Origin of the sequence: Mesorhizobium sp. M1399 (assembly GCF_040317735.1) — a bacterium.
Classification (GTDB): domain Bacteria; phylum Pseudomonadota; class Alphaproteobacteria; order Rhizobiales; family Rhizobiaceae; genus Mesorhizobium.
In genome coordinates this window covers 1-20,866 of the sequence record NZ_JAMYKZ010000034.1, presented here as the reverse complement: position 1 = coordinate 20,866, position 20,866 = coordinate 1, and the positions used below count along the sequence as shown (strand labels likewise).

The 20,866-nt window shown below is 59.8% G+C and carries 19 protein-coding genes and 9 pseudogenes; 5 read left to right on the top strand and 23 right to left on the bottom strand.

The window, feature by feature from the left end:
- Positions 1-80 precede the first annotated feature (80 nt).
- Together NKH05_RS31475 and NKH05_RS31470 are read right to left on the bottom strand one after the other, a co-directional pair.
- Positions 81-317: pseudogene (locus NKH05_RS31475) on the bottom strand (aminoglycoside phosphotransferase); the annotation flags it as partial.
- A 576-nt stretch (positions 318-893) separates the two neighbouring features.
- A complete protein-coding gene (locus NKH05_RS31470; protein WP_352516129.1) occupies positions 894-1,196 on the bottom strand; it encodes a KOW domain-containing RNA-binding protein in 303 nt (100 codons plus the stop codon).
- 176 nt (positions 1,197-1,372) lie between these two features.
- Between NKH05_RS31470 and NKH05_RS31465 the strand changes: the two genes are divergently transcribed.
- Positions 1,373-1,726 carry a hypothetical protein gene (locus NKH05_RS31465; protein ID WP_352496204.1) on the top strand — a complete coding sequence of 118 codons (354 nt, stop codon included), beginning with the start codon at positions 1,373-1,375 and terminating at the stop codon, positions 1,724-1,726.
- A gap of 564 nt (positions 1,727-2,290) precedes the next feature.
- On the opposite strand, the gene NKH05_RS31460 is transcribed toward NKH05_RS31465, so the two are convergent.
- Positions 2,291-2,509 (bottom strand): KTSC domain-containing protein, encoded by a 219-nt coding sequence (locus tag NKH05_RS31460; protein ID WP_352496205.1) that lies wholly within the window; start codon positions 2,507-2,509, stop codon positions 2,291-2,293.
- 531 nt (positions 2,510-3,040) lie between these two features.
- On the opposite strand from NKH05_RS31460, the gene NKH05_RS31455 reads away from it, so the two are divergent.
- Together NKH05_RS31455 and NKH05_RS31450 are read left to right on the top strand one after the other, a co-directional pair.
- Positions 3,041-3,550 (top strand): ferritin-like domain-containing protein, encoded by a 510-nt coding sequence (locus tag NKH05_RS31455; RefSeq protein ID WP_353026934.1) that lies wholly within the window; start codon positions 3,041-3,043, stop codon positions 3,548-3,550.
- A gap of 1,444 nt (positions 3,551-4,994) precedes the next feature.
- Positions 4,995-5,633, top strand: a complete 639-nt coding sequence (locus tag NKH05_RS31450) for a hypothetical protein (protein ID WP_353026932.1) — start codon at positions 4,995-4,997, stop codon at positions 5,631-5,633.
- Positions 5,634-5,654: 21 nt separating this feature from the next.
- On the opposite strand, the gene NKH05_RS31445 is transcribed toward NKH05_RS31450, so the two are convergent.
- The 6 genes and pseudogenes from NKH05_RS31445 to NKH05_RS31420 all read right to left on the bottom strand — a co-directional run.
- Complete coding sequence (locus NKH05_RS31445; protein WP_352592210.1) at positions 5,655-7,316, bottom strand: DNA polymerase/3'-5' exonuclease PolX; 1,662 nt, start codon at positions 7,314-7,316, stop codon at positions 5,655-5,657.
- A gap of 103 nt (positions 7,317-7,419) precedes the next feature.
- Complete coding sequence (ligD, locus tag NKH05_RS31440; RefSeq protein WP_353026930.1) at positions 7,420-9,318, bottom strand: DNA ligase D; 1,899 nt, start codon at positions 9,316-9,318, stop codon at positions 7,420-7,422.
- A 199-nt stretch (positions 9,319-9,517) separates the two neighbouring features.
- Positions 9,518-9,919: an RES domain-containing protein gene (locus tag NKH05_RS31435; RefSeq protein ID WP_352516130.1), complete on the bottom strand. Its 402-nt coding sequence runs from the start codon at positions 9,917-9,919 to the stop codon at positions 9,518-9,520.
- Positions 9,864-10,550 carry an XRE family transcriptional regulator gene (locus NKH05_RS31430; protein ID WP_352496210.1) on the bottom strand — a complete coding sequence of 229 codons (687 nt, stop codon included), beginning with the start codon at positions 10,548-10,550 and terminating at the stop codon, positions 9,864-9,866. The genes NKH05_RS31435 and NKH05_RS31430 overlap by 56 nt, the downstream gene beginning before the upstream one ends.
- Positions 10,551-10,640: 90 nt before the next feature.
- On the bottom strand, positions 10,641-11,774 hold the full coding sequence (locus NKH05_RS31425) for an RHE_PE00001 family protein (RefSeq protein ID WP_352592186.1): 1,134 nt from the start codon (positions 11,772-11,774) through the stop codon (positions 10,641-10,643).
- Between the two features lie 320 nt (positions 11,775-12,094).
- A pseudogene (locus NKH05_RS31420) lies at positions 12,095-12,236 on the bottom strand (nucleotidyltransferase); the annotation flags it as partial.
- A 469-nt stretch (positions 12,237-12,705) separates the two neighbouring features.
- Between NKH05_RS31420 and NKH05_RS31415 the strand changes: the two are divergent.
- Positions 12,706-12,955: pseudogene (locus NKH05_RS31415) on the top strand (RES domain-containing protein); the annotation flags it as partial.
- Here the strand turns inward: NKH05_RS31415 and istA are convergent.
- The 7 genes and pseudogenes from istA to NKH05_RS31380 form a co-directional block, all read right to left on the bottom strand.
- A pseudogene (istA, locus tag NKH05_RS31410) lies at positions 12,956-13,510 on the bottom strand (IS21 family transposase); the annotation flags it as partial.
- Between the two features lie 138 nt (positions 13,511-13,648).
- Positions 13,649-13,861 (bottom strand): annotated as a pseudogene (locus NKH05_RS33240) (integrase); the annotation flags it as partial.
- A 621-nt stretch (positions 13,862-14,482) separates the two neighbouring features.
- Positions 14,483-14,728: a DUF982 domain-containing protein gene (locus NKH05_RS31400; RefSeq protein WP_352496211.1), complete on the bottom strand. Its 246-nt coding sequence runs from the start codon at positions 14,726-14,728 to the stop codon at positions 14,483-14,485.
- An 8-nt stretch (positions 14,729-14,736) separates the two neighbouring features.
- Positions 14,737-14,982 (bottom strand): DUF982 domain-containing protein, encoded by a 246-nt coding sequence (locus NKH05_RS31395; RefSeq protein ID WP_352496234.1) that lies wholly within the window; start codon positions 14,980-14,982, stop codon positions 14,737-14,739.
- A gap of 198 nt (positions 14,983-15,180) precedes the next feature.
- Positions 15,181-15,432 (bottom strand): DUF982 domain-containing protein, encoded by a 252-nt coding sequence (locus NKH05_RS31390; RefSeq protein WP_352592183.1) that lies wholly within the window; start codon positions 15,430-15,432, stop codon positions 15,181-15,183.
- A 3-nt stretch (positions 15,433-15,435) separates the two neighbouring features.
- Complete coding sequence (locus tag NKH05_RS31385; RefSeq protein ID WP_352592180.1) at positions 15,436-15,612, bottom strand: hypothetical protein; 177 nt, start codon at positions 15,610-15,612, stop codon at positions 15,436-15,438.
- 169 nt (positions 15,613-15,781) lie between these two features.
- A pseudogene (locus NKH05_RS31380) lies at positions 15,782-15,988 on the bottom strand (hypothetical protein); the annotation flags it as partial.
- A 63-nt stretch (positions 15,989-16,051) separates the two neighbouring features.
- Here NKH05_RS31380 and NKH05_RS31375 point away from each other — a divergent pair.
- A pseudogene (locus NKH05_RS31375) lies at positions 16,052-16,844 on the top strand (class I SAM-dependent methyltransferase).
- A 352-nt stretch (positions 16,845-17,196) separates the two neighbouring features.
- Here NKH05_RS31375 and NKH05_RS31370 read toward each other — a convergent pair.
- From NKH05_RS31370 to NKH05_RS31340, 7 genes and pseudogenes are all read right to left on the bottom strand, one after another.
- Positions 17,197-17,700, bottom strand: coding sequence for a cupin domain-containing protein (locus NKH05_RS31370; protein WP_352592177.1), 504 nt, complete (start codon positions 17,698-17,700; stop codon positions 17,197-17,199).
- Positions 17,701-17,826: 126 nt separating this feature from the next.
- Positions 17,827-18,003, bottom strand: coding sequence for a hypothetical protein (locus NKH05_RS31365; protein ID WP_023722174.1), 177 nt, complete (start codon positions 18,001-18,003; stop codon positions 17,827-17,829).
- Positions 18,004-18,196: 193 nt separating this feature from the next.
- Positions 18,197-18,331, bottom strand: a complete 135-nt coding sequence (locus tag NKH05_RS31360; protein ID WP_156948257.1) for a YHYH domain-containing protein — start codon at positions 18,329-18,331, stop codon at positions 18,197-18,199.
- A gap of 125 nt (positions 18,332-18,456) precedes the next feature.
- A complete protein-coding gene (locus NKH05_RS31355; RefSeq protein ID WP_023722175.1) occupies positions 18,457-18,684 on the bottom strand; it encodes a hypothetical protein in 228 nt (75 codons plus the stop codon).
- 443 nt (positions 18,685-19,127) lie between these two features.
- Positions 19,128-19,392: pseudogene (locus NKH05_RS31350) on the bottom strand (hypothetical protein); the annotation flags it as partial.
- A 4-nt stretch (positions 19,393-19,396) separates the two neighbouring features.
- On the bottom strand, positions 19,397-19,678 hold the full coding sequence (cutA, locus tag NKH05_RS31345) for a divalent-cation tolerance protein CutA (RefSeq protein ID WP_023722176.1): 282 nt from the start codon (positions 19,676-19,678) through the stop codon (positions 19,397-19,399).
- Between the two features lie 75 nt (positions 19,679-19,753).
- A pseudogene (locus NKH05_RS31340) lies at positions 19,754-20,703 on the bottom strand (IS481 family transposase).
- Between the last annotated feature and the right edge of the window lie 163 nt (positions 20,704-20,866).

Below are 20,866 nucleotides of genomic sequence, written 5' to 3'. Positions count from 1 at the left end.
CCGAGCGCGATAAACAATTATTGGGCTATTCCGCCATTAGCCATCGATCAAAGGGATCTAACTTCGGCGAGCCGTCTTGATTACGCAATCGTTTTCCAACAAACAGCGGCTTCCCAAGCGGCTGACGCCTGAGCGGCAATGTCATGGGCGGCTTCTTCGAGACCAGCCGCATAGCCATGAACAACACATGTCCTGCGCCCGACGAGCCGCGACCACGCTGCCCTACATCGGGCAACGCCGTCCGGCGGCATCGCGGCAAGGTCGATCCTAGTTCCCGTCTCGGCTTGCAGGAGGTCGATTGACGAACGCCAGCGTGGCGGTACGCGGAGTTCGTGAGAAAGCTTAACGTCAGCGACATCGACATCGAAAATGCGATCATCGAGCGAAAGGTGCAAACGTCGCTCCGCTGACGCTTCAAAGCCAAGCCCGCGCACCGTCGTCCTGTCGCTCCCAACCGGCGGTTGGTGGACGCGTTGCCGCTGTTGCGCTTAGGTTGGTTACGGTCCGCGCTCACTTGGCAAGCCCAACCCCCGCATCCCCCCGCCTGGTGCAAAGCGTTTGATCGGTCCCGCCGTTCTGGCAGTGCGGCGGGTTGCGGTCCAGGTGGAACATCGGCGCGCGGGGAAGGCGCGGTGCACGCAGCACCCTTTTCTCATCCAACGTGCGGCGCGCTGAAGGGTCTCAACGTCGGTCTGCCGCCGGAGCTCAACTAGCTGGACTATTGCTCGACCGGAAGCGGCTCGTGCTGCGGCTCAGCGTGGTGGAACACCTGTCCAAGATCGCGCGCGTCGAACGTTTGGCCGCAGACTGGGCAGTAGACAAAGTGCTTCGACTCGTCCTCTACCGGCCCGTCATGCGGCCTGCCCTCATAGCCTGTCGCGATGTTGTCGGTTCTAATCCGGGGCAACGACAAGTGCCTTTCGTCGTTTTGGCGGCCGATATTTCTCCATTAGCCGGACCTTGTCACGGTCGACCGTGACCAGCGGCCACAGGTCGATCGTCACGGTGTCCTCGTCGATGCGAGTGACCTCGCCTTTCAGGTCGATTTGCTGGCCTCGGTTCACCTTGATGTGGTCGATGATGGAATGTGGGAAGTCGTAACCTGGGATCGAGACGCTTACGCGGTCCTCTGTTATCCGCCTTCGAACCGTGGCAGTAATCGACACCTGGTCACCAATGCCTATTCTCCGAGCCATGCCATGGATTCTGGTGCGGGCAGTGTCTTCTTCAAGAGACTTCTAGTATACGCCGGCCATCCTAAGGCTGACCTACGACCAGAGTTACAAAAGTTGAACTTCATCGGGGAACACTCCTTCTGTCTGCCTGTTCGATTTGCCAGGCGCATCCCGCGCATTCAGACAGGAGAAGGAAGATGAAACGCATCCTTTTGGCTTCGGCCGTCCTGGCGCTGTCGGCCGGGCTTTCCTTTGCCCAGACGACCAGCGGAACTTCGAGCGGAACCTCGACGAGCGGAACCTCGACCACGACAACCATGCCCAGTACGACGGGTCAGGGCACCGGCACGACGAGCAGCGGGACCAACATGTCCGGCGATCAGGGCACCGACACGACCACCACCAGCGGCACCACAAATCCGAACTCGGCCAGAGACTGCGCGCCCGGCCAGCAGACTGGCAGCGCTCAGCAGGCTGCGCCAGGTCAGCAGGACACGACCGCCAACACCGCCGCGCCAGGCCAGGTGAAAAAGACGGACGAAGGTTGCTGATTGGCACATCGGCACAGGTTGGAATCACCAGCGTGTGGCTGGCCAGTCTCCCCCGACCACCGCGTGAACTCAACTCGGCTGGCGAGCAAGTTGCCGCCAGCCGAGCATCAGTCTATGAACCTTTGCGCTTGCTTGTGCTTTCAGTGGGGCACGCCTCGCTTCTGTTTGCTTTCGGTCAGATAGATACGCGATCGCCTCTACTCTAGCGCTGAACAGACCTGATGGCGCGCTGATCCACAGACATTCGCCAAAAGCCCGCGTCTCTGGATTGAGGAGACGCGGGCCGGATCGGAGTCAGCCGATCGTGCAGCAATATCGTATGGAGGATGTACTGCGTGCACCGAACCTTGCCCGCACCCCGGTGTTCCACCTGGAGCGCAAAAAATCCCGCCGCACACTGCCAGGGCGGCGGGACCGATCAAGCGCCTTTGCACCAGGCAGGGACTTCGGGGGTGGGCTTTGCGAGGTGCGCGCGGACCGAAAGCGAACTTAGGGCAACAGCGGCGACGCGTCCACCAACCGCCGGTTGGAGCGACAGGACGATTGAGACACCGGCAGGTCAGGTCATCCCGGGTCGCTATGGGTCGCAACCAGATGGTAGCGGAAATTGTTGCGGATATGGTCGTTGAAATAGCGGCCCTTGGCGAATGCCGCCCGGAAAGCGGCAAAAGTTTCCGGCGGTACCCCCTCAAACTCGCACCGCTTACCGCTGGCCACGAACCAGACCGAGAGGATTCTTCTGTCGGGATCGTATTCCGTTTTGCGTATCGATATGGAGGGCATGACGGCGGCTCGATTCGAAAAGCAATCAACGAGCGGAGAGGCCGTCGCGTTCCTTGCGAACGTGATGGTGCGGTGAGGCACGAGGCTCAATGCGGAGCGCCAGCGGCCGCGATCAGCGCCTCCTCAAGAAACCGCTTCAGCTTCGCCGAGCGCTGGGAGTTTCATCTGCTTGCCGTTCTTACTTGCCCGGGACGACAGACGGCGGTCGCGGTATGCCATGCGGGGCGCTTCAATACGTCGCCGCGTGGGATGGCGAGGAGGCGGGCCAGTGCCAGTTGGACCTTGTAATGGAACGCGCAGCGGCGAGCAGGTGTGGTTGATCGGCGCGTCTCGCGTTCCATGGCCCGTTTTCCTTGCGCCGATCTTCCGCCATCTTGGCCTTCACCCGCATTGCTGAGGATCTTCGTGAGGTGAATTGAGATCCGCTACGTCGCTGATCCTCTGGGACTGTCAAGGGCCGCTCGGCGGGCTTTGCTCCGGAACAATGTCTTCTTCCGAAAGTTTTTCCTTAAGTAGCAAAGGAGATTCGAGATGTCAGAAAGTCGGGAATGGTTTGTCCAATGGCTTAGAGACGCTCATGCCATGGAAGAGCAGGCCGAGACGATGTTGAACGGGCAGTTGGGTCGCATCGAGAACTATCCCGAGCTGAGCGACCGGATCCGACAGCACCTCGACGAGACGAAGCAGCAGGCTGCCCGGCTGAAGACTTGTCTCGATCAGATGGACGAGGGTTCATCCACGATGAAGGACGCTGGCGGCAAGCTGACGGCGATGGCGCAATCGCTGAGCGGCGTCTTCGCTGGAGACGAGGTGATGAAAGGATCGCTCGCGAGCTACACGTTCGAGCACATGGAAATCGCCTCCTACACGATCCTGATTGCCGCCGCTCGATCGCTCGGCGAAACCGAGGTTCTTCGGGCTTGCGAAGAGAATCTGCAAGAGGAAGTCGCGATGGCGGATTGGCTGAAAACCCATCTTGCCTCAACGACCGAGCAGTTCCTTGCGCGGGCCGAAGCGGACAGCGACAGCGCCAAGCGGTGATCGGTGGGAACGTAGCGATCTTGAAGTGAGGGATCGGCGCGGAAGCTGGTTAACACCGGCTCCGATGTCGACGAGCGAGCTCCGCGGCTTGGAACTGAATAGGAGCGGCGGCGGACGGCAACGATCGAGGATGCCCATCGATCATTGCCGCCAAGGGAACATAGCGAAAATTGCTTGTAGGCGTTGCCGTAGCATCAAAGCGCGCTCGATACCTGCTTCCGGCGTCGGCATTCTTCGAATTTACCGGAACGACGTACCTGAAGGCGAAAGATCGATTTCAGCTCCACGCTCCTCGTTTGTGGCCATCGCCGGACCGAGAGGAAGTCCGCCGCTCCGCTAACACGTGGCTGGACGGGGCGCGCCAAGGTCATCGCTGACTGTCAAACCATTTCTGCAGAATTTGACGCACACAATACCGATCCGAGGCCAACTGGGAGTGCATACCAGCTTGGAACTGTGCGGAACCGTACGAAGTCGATTGCAAACAACCAACCTGGTTGGCCGGGCATTAATTTAGCAAAGCGTCAATTAGGGAAAGCATCGGGAGGAAGACCATGCTGCACGTTAACATGCCTCGCGAATTTGAGGTTGGCGATGAGGTTTCACTAGCAGGTACCGTCATCACGATTCTCCCCAGCGGGCGCGCCAGGGTGAGCATTCCCTCGTATGACCATCCTTATACGATTGATCCGCCACCCAAAAGTCCGGGCCGGAGACCGAGTGGTTCTTGTTGGGGACGTCACCCGCATCGATCGCGGAGCAAACAAACTCACTGTGCGGATTGACTGCGGCGGGGTGATCACGGTCGACAAGTCGGCGATCACTCGGCTGAGAAAGCACCGCCGGACTTCAGCGGGTTGACACTACGGCGATACAACGGCCACGCTTGTCGGCGTAGGGAAGATGCAAGCGCACTTTGAACAGCCCAAGGGCGCGGCGCTGTCCAGCCGGATAATGGGCGGACGAACGGATAAGCCGGAGTTCGACGGCTAGCAAGTCCGATATGCGCCTATCGCGACCCCGCTTCACCTGCCGTCCAGCCGTTCGCGCATTCGCGATCGTCGCTCTCAACAGGCGGCGCGCCCGGCCAGGACGTCTCGCATGGGCGCGCTGTCGAAGGAGGCGCCCAGCAACATTTCGGGTGAAGGCCGCGGGCATCCGATCGATCGTAACCTTTCTCTGCAATGATCGCCTTGTCGCCGGCGATGGGCCTCCGGCTCTTACGCATTATGGAGATCACATGTTGGTCCCGGCACCCACAAGGAAGCCCGGAACGGGTGAAGTACAATTGTCGGTAAGCGCAAGGCGACGACAATCAGCGGCCCCGCTAACAATCGTGGTTGCGCCTTTGGGCATCATGGTTCAGACCGCTGGCGGATTAGAACTCTGCTGGCTTTGCGATCGGCTCATCGCTGCCGACAATCGGTGAGCTATATAAAGGGGCATGTCCACACGCCGAAAAATCAATGCAACAGCGAAACTGATTGGAGAGTGGCCTTTAACCCCGGCTGCAACGCTTGGATCGTCCGTCAGAGCGAGGGGTATTTTCCTTGAAATACGCGCCCGCCTTCCAACGGAGTTCAGGAAACTGCTCCATATCGAGTCCCGCGTGCTTACCCTGCGCCTGTCTGAGGGCACCGAGAATGATGTGCAGGTGGTATTCGGGATCGTATCCAATGCACTGCAGAATATCGAAGACCTGCCCGTAATCCCCCGTGAAATCGAGGACATTCTGACGATCTCGACGGCCGAACGGCACCGCTGGCTGAAAGATGGTCGCTTGCAGAGCGCCGGGACGAAAACGGTGAAACTCCGCGGGCGGGCAAGGAACATCACCTTTCACGTGTTCGACCCGCAGCACGTGGAGGATGTGCTTGACCGCGACCTGGTTACGGTCTGGCGCGAACAGGACGCAGCGACAGCTGCAGAGAATAGGCGGCGAGCCGCGGGGAAGGCCGCTATGACACGTGCTCAAAGAAGCGGCCGCGGAACTGCAGCTTCAGTTGGCTATGGCCCCGATGAGAACTCGCACTCCAGTTTGCGCGGCTGGGAAGATTTTGAGAATGACGGACTCCTGCGCTGATAGGCCGGGCGCACAAGCAGGTTAGGACGTTTGCCTGCGCCGTGCGAGATGCGCAAGGAGGGCCGTCAAACGCATCGCGTTCAGGACCCGCTTCGCAGGGACACCGCCCTTGCGCGCCATCTCGACCCCCCAATGCATGTGGTCGAGCTCGCGGATCGAGTGAGCGTCCGGATTGATGCTGAAGATGCAGCCCTGATCGAGTGCCTTTTGATGCCAGCGCCAGTCGAGGTCGAGTCGCCAAGGATGTGCGTTGATTTCGACAGCGACGCCGTGTTTTGCACACGCTTTGAGGACTTTGTCGACGTCGAGATCATAACCGGGCCGGCGCAACAGCTGGCGACCGGTCATGTGCCCGAGGATTGTCGTCCGAGGATTTCCGATCGCCTCAATGATACGCTCCGTCTGTTCCTTCTTGGGCAACTTGAAGCGGCTGTGCACGCTCGCGACGACGAAATCGAACTGCTCCAAGATATGATTCGGGTAATCGAGCGAGCCATCCGCCAGGATGTCCGCCTCGATGCCCTTCAGTATGCGAAATTTTCCATTGTATGCCTTGTTCAGCCGGTCAGCTTCGCGGTGCTGTTCAGCAATCTCCTGCAACGAAAGGCCGCCTGCGTAGTGAGCGGACTGCGAATGATCGGCGACACCATAGTATTCGAAACCGCGCTTGCGCGTGGCTTCAGCCATTGCCTCAAGCGTTTCGGTGCCATCGGATGCGGTCGTGTGAGAATGCAGGATGCCATGCAGATCTTCATCCCGAATGAGGGCGGGTAGCTTCTGCTTTGCCGCTCGCTCAATCTCGTCCCTGCCTTCGCGCAATTCAGGTTCGATAAACTGCAAGTCTAGAGCTTGGTAGATTTCTTCTTCTGTCGCTGACGCGATCAGCTTTCTCCCGCGATGAAGCCCGTCGGCATTTAGGGTGAACCCCTTGTCGGCCGCGAACGTCTTCAGTTGCTCGAGGTGGTCTGCCGAACCGGTTGCCTCGAGCATGCGCGCGCCAAAGTGCTTCCTGTCCGTGACAACAAGCCTCAGGGTCGTATCCTCGATTCCAGTCGATTTTCTGGCCTGCGCTACCAGGGCGAAATCGGAAACGAGCTCGCAACCGCGCCGGAAGTCGCCTGCAATTTCGACGCGCGAAAACTCTGGATGCTCTTGCTTCACTGATATGACCGCATGTTCGAGAAGAGCGGCGGCCTTGTGCAGGTGAAGTTGCGTTTCGCCGCTTCGCACGATGGCCAGGTTCTGCAGGAGCTTTGTCTGAAGCGCGGCGCCGAGGCCTTTGACTGGGCGTATGCGGTCTTCTCTTGCTGCGGCCTCGAGCTCCGCCAGCGAGTTCACGCCGAGCGCCTGATGAAGCTTCAGTATCTTATCGGGACGAAGCCCGGGTATGGCAAACAGCTCCATCACGCCCGCTGGAACATCCTCGCGCAGCTTCTCAAGGCTTGGGTGCGTGCCGGTTTGGTAAAGCTTGGTCACGATGTCTGCGATCGCTTCACCGATCCCCGGGATCTTGGTGAGGGCGCCGGCGGCGATGATCCGATCAAGCGGCTGCGACAGCGCCGTCAGACTGTCTGCCGCGCGCAAGTACGCCTTTATGCGATAGGGATTGTCGCCGCGCATAGACGCCCGTTGTGCGTATTCCCTCAAAAGACTGGCGACGGTCCTCGGATTGATTTTTGCCATGGCTTCAGCCAAACGGAGGCCGATCTCCGCAGGTTCCAATCAGGCAAGGCCATGAGCGCCGCGTTGCCCTTTAAATCCCGGCTTTACTGCCTCTTCACGTACGCTACAGATTGGGCAAGGATTGGTCAGCGCGACCCCATCCAGCCAGAGCTTTGGAGGCTGCGCGTTTCTTTAATTCAGGAGCATCGCCCACGTGGAAATGAGAGGGCGCATCTATTGTCTTCATCTCCGCCCACGTGATCGGTGCCGCGACAGGAGCGCCCGGACGTGATCTCGCGCTGTAGGGCATGATCGCGGTCGCCCCGCGCTGATTGCGTAGATAGTCCACAAAGATGCGACCCTTGCGGCGCGTCTTTGACAACACGGCCGTGAAATGGGCCGGATCGCTCCGGCCGACCGCCTGCGCCAGGCGAGACGCAAAGTCCTTCACCTCTGGCCACTCGGCGCCAGGGGTGAGCGGCGCGATGACGTGCACTCCTTTGCCTCCCGTCAACATCGGGAAAGTCGTAAGCCCCAGCGATTTAAGGATAGCGCGGAACTGAAAGGCAGCGGCGCGGACGGCCTCAAAATCGAGGCCTTCATCGGGGTCGAGGTCGAAAACGAGGCGGTCAGCCTTTTCGACATCCTCGATCCGAGCCCCCCATCCATGCAGCTCGATCGTTCCCATCTGGACGCAAGTCATCAGTCCGTCGGCATCGTCGACATAGAGATATGGTTCCTCGTGCCCGTCCTTCTCCGTGATGCCGACGTGGTGGACTTTGTCGCCAAAGCTGCCGGCGTCGTGTTTTTGGAAGAAGCACTTCTTCGCGCGGCCCTGTGGGCATCGAACCAGACTGATCGGCCGGCTGCCAACCCAAGGAAGCATGATCGCCGCGACCGCTGCGTAATGGTCGGCGAGCTGTCCCTTGGTGATGTTGGACTCCGGATAGATGACGCGGTCACGGTTACTTATCGCGATGGCGGTTGTCGCAGACGCGGCGAGATCGGCTGCATGACGTTCAGTCTCGAGCACGACCGCCTCCGGCTTCTTGTCTTCGCGGAGACCAAGATAGCTCGGATGTCGTAACGTCCCTTCATTTGTCATTTCGGTGAAGGCAATCTCAGCGACCAGTTTCGGACGGAGCCAGTGTGCGCCGCGCACTTCGGCGCGTGGTGCGTCGACGGTGGCGGCCTTCTGCTCAAGCGGCGCCATGATCTTCAAGAGACGAAGAAGTTCAGCGGTATCGAAGCCGGTGCCGACTTTCCCGGCGTAACGCAGCTTGCCGCGGTCATGAACGCCAAGGATCAAGGACCGAAACGCGCGGACCTTGTCGGACGGCGTCCAGCCGACAATCACAAATTCCTGCCGCCTGATGCATTTGATCTTCAGCCAGCTTGCGCCGCGGGCCGCCACATAACTCGAATCGGCGAGCTTTGAGATGACGCCCTCAAGGCCGGCTGCGCAGAAGCGATCGAGCAGCTCTTCTCCGCGGCCGAGGATATGGTCGGAGTAACGAAGGACGGGATCTTTCGCAGGCAAGATCGCCTCCAGCTTCGCCTTGCGCTCAACAAGAGGAAGCCTTGTCAGATCTTCGCCGTCGAGCTGCAGCAGATCGAACGCATAAAAGTCGATAGTCGCCGGGGCACCCTTCAATGCATTTTGAAGCGCTTGGAAGTTAGATCTTCCTTCCGCATCGACAACCGCGGCCTCGCCGTCAATCAGGGCGGAGCGCACCTTGAGCTTGCGAGCCTCGGAGAGGATCGAGGGAAAACGGCTAGACCAGTCCAGGCCAGATCGTGTGTAGGCTCGCGCCTCGCCACCGCCGACGGCAACGAGAATACGGTAGCCGTCGTATTTCATCTCATGGATCCAACGATCGCCGGCAGGGACCGTGTCCACGAGCGTTGCGAGCTGGACCGGCCGGAAAGCGGGCGGCGCTAAAGTGAGCTCGTCACGAGCGGGCGACTTCGCTTGACTAGCGCTCGACGCATTGATTGCCTTACGCGACGTTGGCTTGACCACTCTGACCTAAACCATACTCAGAGACGAAACAGCGTTATCCGCCGTCCAACGCGCGACTACTTCTTTAGTTTCGCTTCCGACCGTGTTGAGCTTTTCGCGATCATTGCCGACCCGCTTGATTAGCGCCTCGGACTGAGGCCGTGCTTCCTGCCTCCGGCCCTTCCATTCCCGATTTTCGCGCACAGCTCACAGGCGATAATCAAGAGCAGGAACGTGCCCTCAACGCCGCCACAGCGATATCCGCATAGCGCCGTCGGGTCAGCTCCACCTCCTCTATTGGAAGATCGTCAAGGATTCCTTCGCGGCGGTCGCGGAGCACGGTCTCTAGGAAGCACACCTTCAAGGAGTCACCGAGGTAAAGAACGCCAAAACCGGTTGGCGTAAAGACGGCGTCGAGGATCGCTGAACCGGCTCGGCGACTTCCCGTACCCCAATGGATCAGGATAGGTGCTCCAGTAGATCCGACCGAACGTCCGACCCCGCGGTATGGTCTCGATTTCGAGCTTTGCGGCTGCGAAATCGGGTGGAGGTGGAACGCCGGGCATTCAGTCGAAATCGCCCCTGGCCATGCCTTCCGCCGCGGCCAACACCGAGGCGTCATCACCTTGCTGAAGGGCTCGAAGGCCCGTCCGCCCATCGAGGGTGCCATGGCGCGACGCCAGAAACCGATAGACGGCCCAGGCACTGTTGCCCAACATGGCATGCAGCGCCGGCAATGCGCCGAAGGGACGACCGTCCTTGTCGAGTTGCCAGACAGGAAAGCGGAAACCGCGTTTGGCGCCATCGATCCCGAGCACCTGCCCGCTTTGCCGCTTGGCGTTGACCGTCACCCGCGATGTGCCGAGCAGCTTGGCAAAGGCATCCGCGCTCAGCATGCCCTCGCCGGCGACAATTTCGGCAACACGCTTGCGGCCACGCGCGCGCGCTCCGGCAAGAGCCGCCTCAAGTTCGGCATCGGGCATGCCCGTGTCCTCGACGGGAAAGGTGTCGTCTGAAGCGATCGGTTGCTCTTCGACTGGCGTGATCGTCTGCGCATCAGCCGCCGGATCGACCTCTACCCGGAACGATACGCGGTGGCCGATCTTCCGGCTGCGTGCGATCGCTTCCTGATAGCGTTCGAGCAATACCTTCTTGAAGTCTGCCTGTGCCGGAAGCTTTGTGGTGAAGCTCAGGGTGGCGACTCCCGCATGCGACGCGGACCCGCTATGATTGCTTGGTTTTGGAGCGGCCATGAAGAACCTCCTGCTGTCACCAATATGGTTACAGATCGCAAGTTCGTCAAGTTGGATAACTTCGTAAGGGAGAGAACCTTGCGTTGCGGACTACACAATTCCCCACGCTCGAAACCTTCCTCTGCCCGTCATCTCGCGCAGCCCGAGCTCGCCGACCAGATTGAGCGCCCCCTGTTTTGTCACTTTTAGCCGCTCCTGGATCATGCCTGCCGAGACGAGTGGCCGCGACAGCACGAGTTCGACCTCGGACAGTTTGGAGCTGGTGCGGCGGTCGCGGAGTTTTCGCTCCATCTGGCCTTTTGCCAGCACCAGCCGATCGTGTTCCTTCAGGCCGACCAGCGCGGCGTCGTGGATAGCATAAAGGCAGGCCAGCAACCGGTCCGACCGGTTGCGCGCCCGCCGCCGCTCGCGCGGGATGTTTTTGGCACCGAGATGCAAGCAGGCCAGATGGTTGGCGGCAAGGCCTTCCTGCCGCAGCAGCGCGGCAACAAGCAGCGGCCCGAGCCAAACTCCATGCTGAAGCACCTCGATGTCCGACCAGGCTTCGAGCAGGATCGCCGCGCGCAACACCGCCGGCAACTCCCGCGTTTCCGCGATAACGTCCTGCCATTCGGCCAGCCGTTCTTCTTCATTCCAGTCAAGATCGTAGATCAGGCCGTTTTGCGGCTCCGGCCGGTGACGAAGTGACATCTCCTCTCTTCGAGCAGGCACGTCGGCGCCGCTCAGAATCTTCGACGAGCGTGCCAGGACAGCATCGATCTCGGCAAACTCCTCAGCCAGAAGCTCGTCCTCAATATCGTCCCGAACATCGGCTTCAACGACGCTGTTTCCACCCCCCTGCCCTTCCCGGTTTTTTTGTTCCGCCTCCGACATGGCGCCACCCCGGCCGGTCAGGGCCAAAAAACCGTCACGGCTGAGCGCCCAGTCCGGCTTCTGCGAAAAAATTCGCCGGCGGGTTCGCAGCACAGCATGGGCCCGGGTGAGCTCATGGGTCGGCGTCCGAATGTCCATATGGGCGTCGTGCAGGACCAGGTCCTCAAGATGGGCGAGCTCGCCCTCGATCCACAGCGCGGCGGCTGCGTCGGCGAAGTGCTGGCGCTCGACAAAACCGTCGCGGACGGGGGAACGCGCCAGTCGCTCATCAAGCCGCGCCAAAGCCTCGGTCGCCTTCGCGACGGGCGCGATGAGGGTGTCGAGGGACAAAAGACCGATGTCGTAAGCCATTGTTTTCATGATGCCTGATTCGCGTTAGTCAAGCTATCCGGCTGTTAAGTTGACTTGCAGGGGATTTTCTCTGGCGGCTTTTTCACTATCGATAATGACCTCTTATCGATACTTAATCGTTACACTCAGGCAGCCCAGTTCCAAGTTCGTTTGCTTTCTCCCTCCGAGCCCACGATGCGGCGATCCCTTCGCAGGTCAGAAGCAGCAACTGGTATACTGCTCGTTGCGCAAGCTCCGGCAAACTCGCAACCCGGGCGCCCCGCGGCGTGGTCGTTGCGCAGTTAAGATCATAGACGACCGCGCGACTTCCCCCTCGCGTGCTAGGCACCTGCGGCTTCCTTCATGCGCGCCAGATGCTCCACGGCAGATCTGTTCAGCGCACTTGTGCAGTGCCGTCCGTTCTCCCAGCCAGACGAGCGCTTCCTCACTGATCCAGTAATGTTTGGAATAGCGGGCCTTAACACAGTGAAGACGGTTGACGAGGAAAGCGAAACCGACGGGTGCGCGTAGGCCGTCTTCCATGATCGCGGAATTACCTGAATCACCAAGTTCGGTACTATCCACCGCGGCGGACCCCAACCCGCCCGGCCGGCGCCTATTCAGGCAAACTACCCCAACGCCCCCCCCAGCGGCGCCGGCCACCTTCCCCGCTAGGCGAGCGCTTCAGTTCCTCGGCAGCTTGTGGATCTCCAACCTGACCGGGCCGCCTCTGTCACAGCTCGTACAGAACAGGGCCCTTTCGACCGTGCTGAACAGCGCATCTTTGCCATAGCGCCGGACCAGGCCAGCGGCCTTCACCTCGGCATGATGTGAGCAGTTTTTGCACCAGGCGCGCAGCGTGTGCCATTCGCGCAGATCGCCAAGCGATACGAAAGCGCCACTTCGACATTGCCCCTGATGGCATTGGAGGGGCACATCCGATGCGCCGCCGATACAAGCGATCTATGCGCGACATCCGCTGTCGGGCCGCGGCGCCGAGGACGATTCGATCCAAAGGGCGTACCAGCGCTCTATTCTTCGCTATCGGGGGTGACGGCGCTGAGGGAAGCCAATCAGGCGGCAGCCTTCAGCCGACCACCCTGCTTGCCTATGACGCCGAGATTGAGGGCATATTTGATAGCCGGGATGAGGACGCCCTGAAAGCTGAAGGGATGGATCCCGCCGCCCTTGCCCACATGACTTGCAAAGGCCCTGTCATGGGCGTCGAACACCATCTCCTGCGTCTCGCGCGGATAGGCCCTGACGAACATCATGCGGCTGTGGCAGAGCCGGACATGGGCGACCTTCACGGTCACCGTCACGCCGTTGATCAGGACGATCTCGTGGCTCCAGTCGAACTGGTAGGCCTCGCCCGGCGCGAAGAACAGCGGCACATAGGCGTCCGCCGTCGCCGACCCCTGCGCCTTCGCCCAGCTCTTCGCGTAGCGGCGGACGGCGTCATAGCCACCGTCGTAGCCGAGACTGCAAAGCTCTTCGTAAATCCGGATCAGTGTCAGTTGCTCGCGCGCCGCCTTGCCACGGTTGCCATTCAAAAACCCGTCGAGCTGATCCTGCCACGGACCGATCTTCGGCTTGGGCTGCCGGTCGCGTTCGTAGGAGAACGATGTCTCATTGGATCTGAGAATCTTGCGGACGGTGTTCCGCGACACAGGCAACTCGCGGCAAATCCGCTTGAGCGACCATCCCTTCACATGGAAGGCGCGCCGAACCCGGGCAATCGTATCCACCGACTTCATCCCCACACCATCCGCTCGCCACGACGAGCCGATGGTCGCAAATCAAAGCATCAGGGGGGGGGGCAAAATTGGACGCCGATTCCCCGGCTTATGGGGTCAATTTTGCACGCCGATTCTCAGCTAAAGTCTTCGACTGTCCCCCCCATGCCGCTCAAGCCCTGCGAGCAGGCTCGCTCGGGCGTCAGCCATAAACTCAAATTGAACGGGACGACCTGTCTTCTGCTGAAACACTATCGCGCGAGTCCGAATTTCGGGACCTGCGACTGACGTGCCGATCCTAAGCTTCACAAGATCACAGCCACGCAGCTTGCTGTCGATGGCTAGATCAAAAAGTGCGCGATCACGCAGCCGAGGGGCACAGGGACACGGGAGACCCCTTCCTGATGCTTAGCCAGTATGACGGATAAAGTCGCGTTGCCGTGAGCGCATCTCAGCGAGCAAGGCCGCTTCGTCAGTCATTCCGTCTTGGAACAATTGCAATAGCGTAGACGCGATTATCTCAGCGTCGCCCGAGCTTGCATCGTGGTTGCCGTCTGCGCATATCTCGTCGAACACTCGTTGGAGTAGCGCAAGATCATTCGGATAAAATGCGCTTGTGCCGACGTAACGCTTAAACATCTCACCTCACGAGGCGAGAGTACGACACCCTCTCAATCGCCGGCTGCCTAACAGTTGGCTGGCGACATCATGACTGTAGGCTAACGCACCGAAATAGCGAATCTATTCGCCAACGTTTCGCACGAACATCCCCTCCTCCTTAGCAGCAGCCCCGAAGGCTTTACGGGCCTCCTCCGGAGTCGCCCGATCCTCGACGGCGCGTCGATGTATAGTTGTGCAGCCTTCCGCCACTTAGGTCCCATCTTGGTCCACTTCAGGAGTTCCTCGGCGGCACCCTCGACATTGTTAGACCCGTAGGTCGGTCGGTCTTGACGTACACTGGAGGGGAGAACCAATGGGTTGCCACGACACCTCCTACTCAGGGGAGAGATACATCTTGGCCTCCTTTGCGGCAGCCTCAAAGGCCTTTCGCACCACCTGAGGGTCAATCGAATCGCCCTCCAGATCTGACAGGCACAGCGTCACCGCCTTATGCCAGCAGGGTCCTCTCCGGGTCCACGTTTTGAGCTGCTCAAGGGCTGCCCTCGCATTGTTGCAGCCATGCCTGACACCGGTTTCAGTCTTCACGAACACCGGAGGGACGAACCAATGGGTTGCCATGATACCTCCTACTCAGGGGAGAGATACACGTTGGCCTCCTTGGCAGCCGCCTCGAAGGCTTCACGGACCTCTTGGGGGGAGGATTTGCCCTCGAATGCATCGACGCAGGATTGGACAGCCTTGGTCCACCTCGGGCCCTTTGTGTCCCACGCCATGAGTTCCTCGGCGGCTCCCTCGACGTGGCTGACCCCATGGCGAATGCCTGGACGTTTCGTCTTCACGTAGACCGGTGGAGAGAACCAGAAGGGACCCATGAGGATGAACTTAGAGCGGCAAGAGGCTGCTGACCAACCCAGTTGCAGCCTCCGCTGATAAGGGAACAACGCAGGCCCTCGCGGGTTTAGAACTCGCAGCGGTCGATTCTTCGTGGATGCACCCGCTGTCGGGCCCGTCGCTTTTCTCACGGGCGGCGGGCCCTCGTGGCTAGAGACTGACTTTGCAATCGAATTTAGCTATTTGCCGTTGGGGGGAAGTAACGTCCCCTCCTCCTTAGCGGCAGCCAGGAATGCCTTACGGGCCTCCTCAGCTCCCATCTCGTCGAATATCACGGCCATGCAAACGCGCACCGCGAGGTCCCAGCAAGGGCCACGCTTGGTCCACTTCATCAGCTCCTCGCCGGCTGTCTCGGCGTTGTTGACGTTGCGAATGATCCCGGTACGCTGTGTCTTGACGGGGACCGGAGGGTTGAACCAGTGGGGGGCCATACGTCACTCTTTGTCGGCCCTATCAAGTTCCTCCAGCAAATACCTTTGCTCAGCCGGCAGCTCCCGTTCTACAGGCAGATTTAGCATGTTGCGAAGGTAATTGCGGATTACCTCTGAGGTGATCCACCGCCGCACAACTTCGGCAATAACCTTCTGTTTGGCTTTATCGATTTCAGCCATGTTCGGGCCTGCATGCTTAAAAGGACCGAACTGCACCTCGAGCGGATTTGTTCCTTAAGGGGGCCAGAATGTTTGAGACAAAAATCTGGGCGGGTGATCGGATAACTGGCTCGCGCGAGGCCCCCCGCGCGCCCTGCGTTTCCCACTGGCGAGGCCCTAACAATCCCCGTCAGAGAAGTTGGAACCGCCAAGCTGCTGCCGTTTCGTCCGCGACGCCATCCACCATTACATGACCGATGCCCCGCGAGCAGCGCTCGATCCGCGCCTCGACGCGGTACACATCACGCAAGAGCGCCGGCGTGACGACATCTTCCGGCGTGCCGCAGGCGAACATCCGGCCCTCGGCGATAACGATGCATTTGTCGGCGAACCGGAGGTGTAATCAAGAATTATCTTTCAGAGCAATTCCAATGTACCGCTTTGGGGGAGAGCATTTCGGGTGATGACGGCTCACGCAAACTATTCGCTGCGCGACGAAATTCGGGACCATTGGTCCGATCGCGCCGAGACCTTCGACCTGCAGGTCGGTCACGAGATTTTTTCCGAGCAGGAGCGCGCCGCATGGAATGCGCTCATAAGCAAACACCTCGGACCCTGCGTCGGACGGGTGGCGTTGGATCTCGCCTGTGGGACGGGCGTGATTTCGCATCTGATTCACGATCTGGGGTTTGTGGTGGCGGGCCTCGACCTGCTCAGAAGCCATGCTCGCCAAGGCACGCGCCAAGGCACAAAACCGCGGCGCCGGTATACGCTTCATCATAGGGGACGCCGAGCGGACGCTCGAGGACAAGGCGAGCTACGATGTCATCGCCACTCGTCACCTAGTCTGGACGCTGGTGGAGCCAAAGGCCGCGTTTGCCGAATGGTTCTCGCTGCTGAAGCCCGGCGGCAAGCTGCTGGTCATCGACGGCGATTTTGTCAGCCGCAACTGGGCGACGAGTTTGCGGGAACTTTGGGAGAAGCTCACAACCGGCAAGTCGCGGGTCGTGGACAATGACCTCGCCTCCATGGCCAGACGCCACCAGAGCATTCTTGCCGGTGTCTATTTCTCGGGCGGCGCACGGGCGGAAGAGATAGGGCGCCTGCTGGCCGAAGCCGGGTTCGATCAGCCCGTCGTCGTCTGGAAACTGGTTGCGATCCATCACGCCCAAGCTCAACAGATGAGTTGGCCCAAGGCGCTCGAACGCGCCACCCAGCACCGCTTCGCGATCTGCGCGACAAAGCCAAAGTAAACTCCTCGGCGCTGCCGGCGTCGGTCGCTCTAGTCAGGGTGGAACTTTAGGGATTTCTAATAATTGCCTGTGACCATTAGGCACGCTCCCTCCACTGCCCGCTGCAGATCGGGCCGCAACCCGATCGGGCCCGCGCTCTCCGCCAGAGGCGCGGGCTTCTTGGTTGCCTCGCGCTTTGCTAGCGTGTGGTGAAAGCAGGCTTCGCTACTGAAGCGTGAACTGCGGGACGCGAAGTTGGCCTCAAGCCGTTTCGTGAGCATTACGATGCCATCGGCCAACTGCATCTTGACGTAAAGCGGGCGCTGAACCTGCTCAACGAACGAACATTCGCGCCACCCCGCGAAATTTCGCCTCAGTCGAACTTGGCCGGCGACGAGAACGGCCGGTCGGCGTCTAGCACGAAGATGGCCAGCTCATCGAGATCGGTTGTGCCGGCGCTGAACACTTCTATCGGCGTGTCGGCCCCGTGTCCGGTCATGGTTGTGCCGGCTTCGGCATAGGTCACGCCGTAGGGCGTTCTCTGGCCGAGCTTGCCGGCCAGCACGTAGAAGGCCTCCGGTCCCGGATGTGTATGGATTTGCGACTTGGCGCCGGGCGCTCCACCGGCGCGGTTGACGCGCAGCAAATGCTCGCTCGCGCTGATCGGAGGAAGGGGCCCGATCTCGACGACCTTGGTTCCGTCGGGCGTGGAGCCATCCTTCGGTCCGAGCGTGAACAGCCAGACCTTGCCTGCGACCTCCGCCGCAAGCGAGGTCGGGCTTGCAGCGCCCTGGGCCTGCGCAAGCGTCGGGAAACTCTCCAGCCGCCAGTCATTGGCCGTGTGAAGCATCTGCGCGGCGAGGACGACTTGCGGCACGCGTCGTTGCAGGATTTCAGGGACGAAGGAACTACGGAATGAGCACCCGCGGTACGAACTTCTTGCACAAAAGGCTGAGCACGGCCTGCCTGAGAGCCATCTGCCTGCACAAAAGGTAGCATTGTCTTAGCTCCAGATGAACGTGAGGAAGAAACCGGCAATAGCAATTGCCGAGATGACATTGGGCCACCATACGGCATCGTGGGCCGGTTTGGCTGGCTTGTACCTGTGCCCCGTGCGGGGCAGCAGGTCCGGATCGTAGCGCACGTGGCGCTTGGGGTCGTATTTGATTGGCCGTTTCATCGCGGGCCTTGACCACCAGCAAGCTTAAGAGGAGGCGCTGTGCTGGCTGACCAAAAACTTGCGCTCAAGGCAACGGAATAGCATCATTCGAACGAACACTGTTCGTCATGACGAGGAGGGAAGTGAATGCTGTCGGCGGCGCTTTCAAAGCTCTTCCGCAACAGATAGGCGGGTCATTCAGAGGGCCGCATAGTCAGTGGCAGTGGTAGTCGCCTGTCTTGTGGTTCTTGTGACAACCATTGCTGTCGGTGCCGCCGCTGTGTGCATAGGCGCTGGTCGCAAAAGCCAAGGTCAAAGCCGCCAATACGGCCAGAATTGCACATTTCATTTTAGCCCTCCCTCAATTAATCTGCACCAAAGTATCTTTGCAGGAGAGGTCCAAGCAACTTGCCGGAGGCGCGCTAGATCGGGGGCCGGCGCCAACATCGAAGAGATCACGCCGAAGGTGAAGAGCTAGCCGGTCAGCTTAGTGAAGTCGTGGCGGCGCGCGCGAACATGTGCCAGCAAATTCGTTTCATTGACGACCCCGGATTGAAAGAGAGTCAGCGTCGTCGAGGCCAGAATCTGACCGTCTATCGAGGTGCTGTACCATTTAGCGTCGGCGGTTATTTGGTCGACCACCCGCTGGCAGATCGCCCGATCTTCAGGTCTCAGGAACTGGCTTTGCGGTGCTCGTAGCATCTCGACGCCTTTAAAAAGGGGAGTTACTGTGCCTCCCACGCGACACCCATGCTGGTCGCAGACAATGGACCGTAAACGCATTCAGACGGAAAATTGCCATTCATTTGAGCGGTGCAAGCAAGGTCTTAGCGCTTCGCCCTAACGGGGACGGCCCAGCGGCTTGGTTGCGGGGGGACTGGCAGCTGGAGGCCGCTGGGCCTGACCAGCGAGCCTTCGGGGGTGCTCGCCTGGCTGGCGAATACATGCGCTCAAGCTAATGGAATCGAAACATGCGAACGAAGTACGTGGTGGAAATTCCGCTGTGTATAGCCATAAGGTGCCCCGGAATGGGTCAATGCGTCTGGCACCGCACTTGCAAGGTCAGTATGGGGGAATGGGGCGGAGGCCCGTCGCTTCGCAAATGTAGCGGCGGGTCTTCTGCATAGAGGTCCCGTACCAGCCTGCGCACTGCCGTCCGTCTCGCTTTCCTCATCGATCGCCCGGACCGGCAGATAGGCGTTGGTTTCCAGCACGATCTGAATGCGGTCGGATCTACTAATTTTCATTTCAGCCGCGATGGAGTTGAGAGCGTCCTCCGTTGCGGGCGCCGGAGACGTTTCTAAGCATTAATGCGGCGCGGCGCAGGATGACCTGCAGATCCGCGCGTGAGATGTCCGCGATGCGGTCGGCGGCGCTTTCAAGCTCTTCAGCGATAGATTGGCGGGGCATTCGACTAGCGCTGTTCAAGTTCGCTGACTCTAATCTCCAACGCTGCAATCTGCTGCGCCAACTCGCGGAGCAATTCCTGCTGACTATTATGGTTCTCGACCTCTCTGTCGTTAATGTAGTTGACACAGGCGGCCAAGCGCTCGCTGACGCCATTGAAATGGTCAGCTAAATCGCGCGCGATTCTGCTCGCACCTTGCATGCATGTGCTCTTGTCAAAGAGGCTGCTTCCTGCCGGAACTGCGGACAGAACCAGAATTGCCAAAGAGAATATCACCCGACTGCGCATCCCAAATCTCCCGCCTTCATTTCGCGCGAGACTTTCCCTTCCGAAAGAAAAACGCAAGCTCCGCCCGCCGGTGACCTAAGGGTTTAGTCCCGGCATTTGATGGAGAGGATCGAGCCTGAATCGTTTTGGCTCTTTTGTCCAGATTTTGCAGATGAATTCGTATGGTGTGAGTCCCTTCAGGGTCTTTAGCCTGCGTCCGAAGTTGTAGGCGCTGACGAAGTCTGCGAGATGGGCTTCGAGCTGCTGGTGACTGTCCTAGTGGAAGCGTCTGACGGTGGCTTCCTTGATGGTTCGGTTCATCCTTTCGACCTGTCCGTTGGTCCAGGGATGCTTCACCTTGGTCGTGCGATGCTCGATGCCGCTGTCCCGGCAGGTGCGCCCGAAGATGTGCTCCATGGCGGTGCGGTCCTGCTCGCGGTTTTTGAACTGGATACCGTTGTCGGTGAGGATCGTGTGGATTTTGTAGGGAACCGCCGGGGTGAGATGGCGCAGGAACTCGGCCGCGATCATTTTTGTGGCCCGCTTGTGCAGCTCGACATAGGCGAACTTGCTGGTCCGATCGATGGCCACGAAGAGGTACAGCTTGCCTTCGGCCGTCTGCACCTCGGCGATGTCGACGTGGAAATAGCCGATCGGATAGGTCTTGAACTTGATCTTGGCCGGCTTGTCGCCTTCGACTTCCGGCAGGCGACTGATCCCATGTCGCTGCAGGCAGCGATGCAGGGATGAACGCGTCAGGGTCGGAATCGTTGGCTGCAGTGCGTAGAGGCAATCATCGAGCGGCAGCAAGGTGTGCCGCCGGAAGGCGACGATCATTGCCTCTTCCTCGATCGTAAGCACCGTCGAGGAGGGGTTCCTCGGCCCCGTCGGCACATCGGCGACCGACGTCCGCCCCTTCCACTTGATGACCGTCTTCTGGTTGATCCCGTAGCGCTTCGCCAGCGCTCTCAGGCTCTCTTGACTATTTTGATTGCTCGACGGACTGCCTCTGTCGTCGTGGCGCTGCCGTGAAGAACCTGGCCCATAGTGCCTCCTTCGATTCGGAAGAAAAGAATGCACCATCAAAGCTCGGGATCAAACACTTAGGGACTGTCGGGAATTCTGTGCGCGAGGCCATGATGATGGAAAGGAGAGAATCATCGCATGGCTATTGAGAAGGAACTTCTGGACCAACTGCTTGCCGGCCGC

Coding starts and splice junctions, on each gene's coding strand:
- NKH05_RS31435 (WP_352516130.1), bottom strand. CDS start 9,919: ATGACGCCTCGGTGTTGGCCGCGGCGGAAGGCATGGCCAGGGGCGATT.
- cutA (WP_023722176.1), bottom strand. CDS start 19,678: ATGCGCAGTCGGGTGATATTCTCTTTGGCAATTCTGGTTCTGTCCGCA.
- NKH05_RS31425 (WP_352592186.1), bottom strand. CDS start 11,774: ATGGCTTACGACATCGGTCTTTTGTCCCTCGACACCCTCATCGCGCCC.
- NKH05_RS31430 (WP_352496210.1), bottom strand. CDS start 10,550: ATGGCCGCTCCAAAACCAAGCAATCATAGCGGGTCCGCGTCGCATGCG.
- NKH05_RS31460 (WP_352496205.1), bottom strand. CDS start 2,509: ATGCCCTCCATATCGATACGCAAAACGGAATACGATCCCGACAGAAGA.
- NKH05_RS31445 (WP_352592210.1), bottom strand. CDS start 7,316: ATGGCAAAAATCAATCCGAGGACCGTCGCCAGTCTTTTGAGGGAATAC.
- NKH05_RS31355 (WP_023722175.1), bottom strand. CDS start 18,684: ATGCTACGAGCACCGCAAAGCCAGTTCCTGAGACCTGAAGATCGGGCG.
- NKH05_RS31395 (WP_352496234.1), bottom strand. CDS start 14,982: ATGGGTCCCTTCTGGTTCTCTCCACCGGTCTACGTGAAGACGAAACGT.
- NKH05_RS31450 (WP_353026932.1), top strand. CDS start 4,995: ATGTCCACACGCCGAAAAATCAATGCAACAGCGAAACTGATTGGAGAG.
- NKH05_RS31390 (WP_352592183.1), bottom strand. CDS start 15,432: ATGGCCCCCCACTGGTTCAACCCTCCGGTCCCCGTCAAGACACAGCGT.
- NKH05_RS31470 (WP_352516129.1), bottom strand. CDS start 1,196: ATGGCTCGGAGAATAGGCATTGGTGACCAGGTGTCGATTACTGCCACG.
- NKH05_RS31455 (WP_353026934.1), top strand. CDS start 3,041: ATGTCAGAAAGTCGGGAATGGTTTGTCCAATGGCTTAGAGACGCTCAT.
- NKH05_RS31360 (WP_156948257.1), bottom strand. CDS start 18,331: ATGAAATGTGCAATTCTGGCCGTATTGGCGGCTTTGACCTTGGCTTTT.
- NKH05_RS31385 (WP_352592180.1), bottom strand. CDS start 15,612: ATGGCTGAAATCGATAAAGCCAAACAGAAGGTTATTGCCGAAGTTGTG.
- NKH05_RS31465 (WP_352496204.1), top strand. CDS start 1,373: ATGAAACGCATCCTTTTGGCTTCGGCCGTCCTGGCGCTGTCGGCCGGG.
- NKH05_RS31400 (WP_352496211.1), bottom strand. CDS start 14,728: ATGGCAACCCATTGGTTCGTCCCTCCGGTGTTCGTGAAGACTGAAACC.
- NKH05_RS31365 (WP_023722174.1), bottom strand. CDS start 18,003: ATGAAACGGCCAATCAAATACGACCCCAAGCGCCACGTGCGCTACGAT.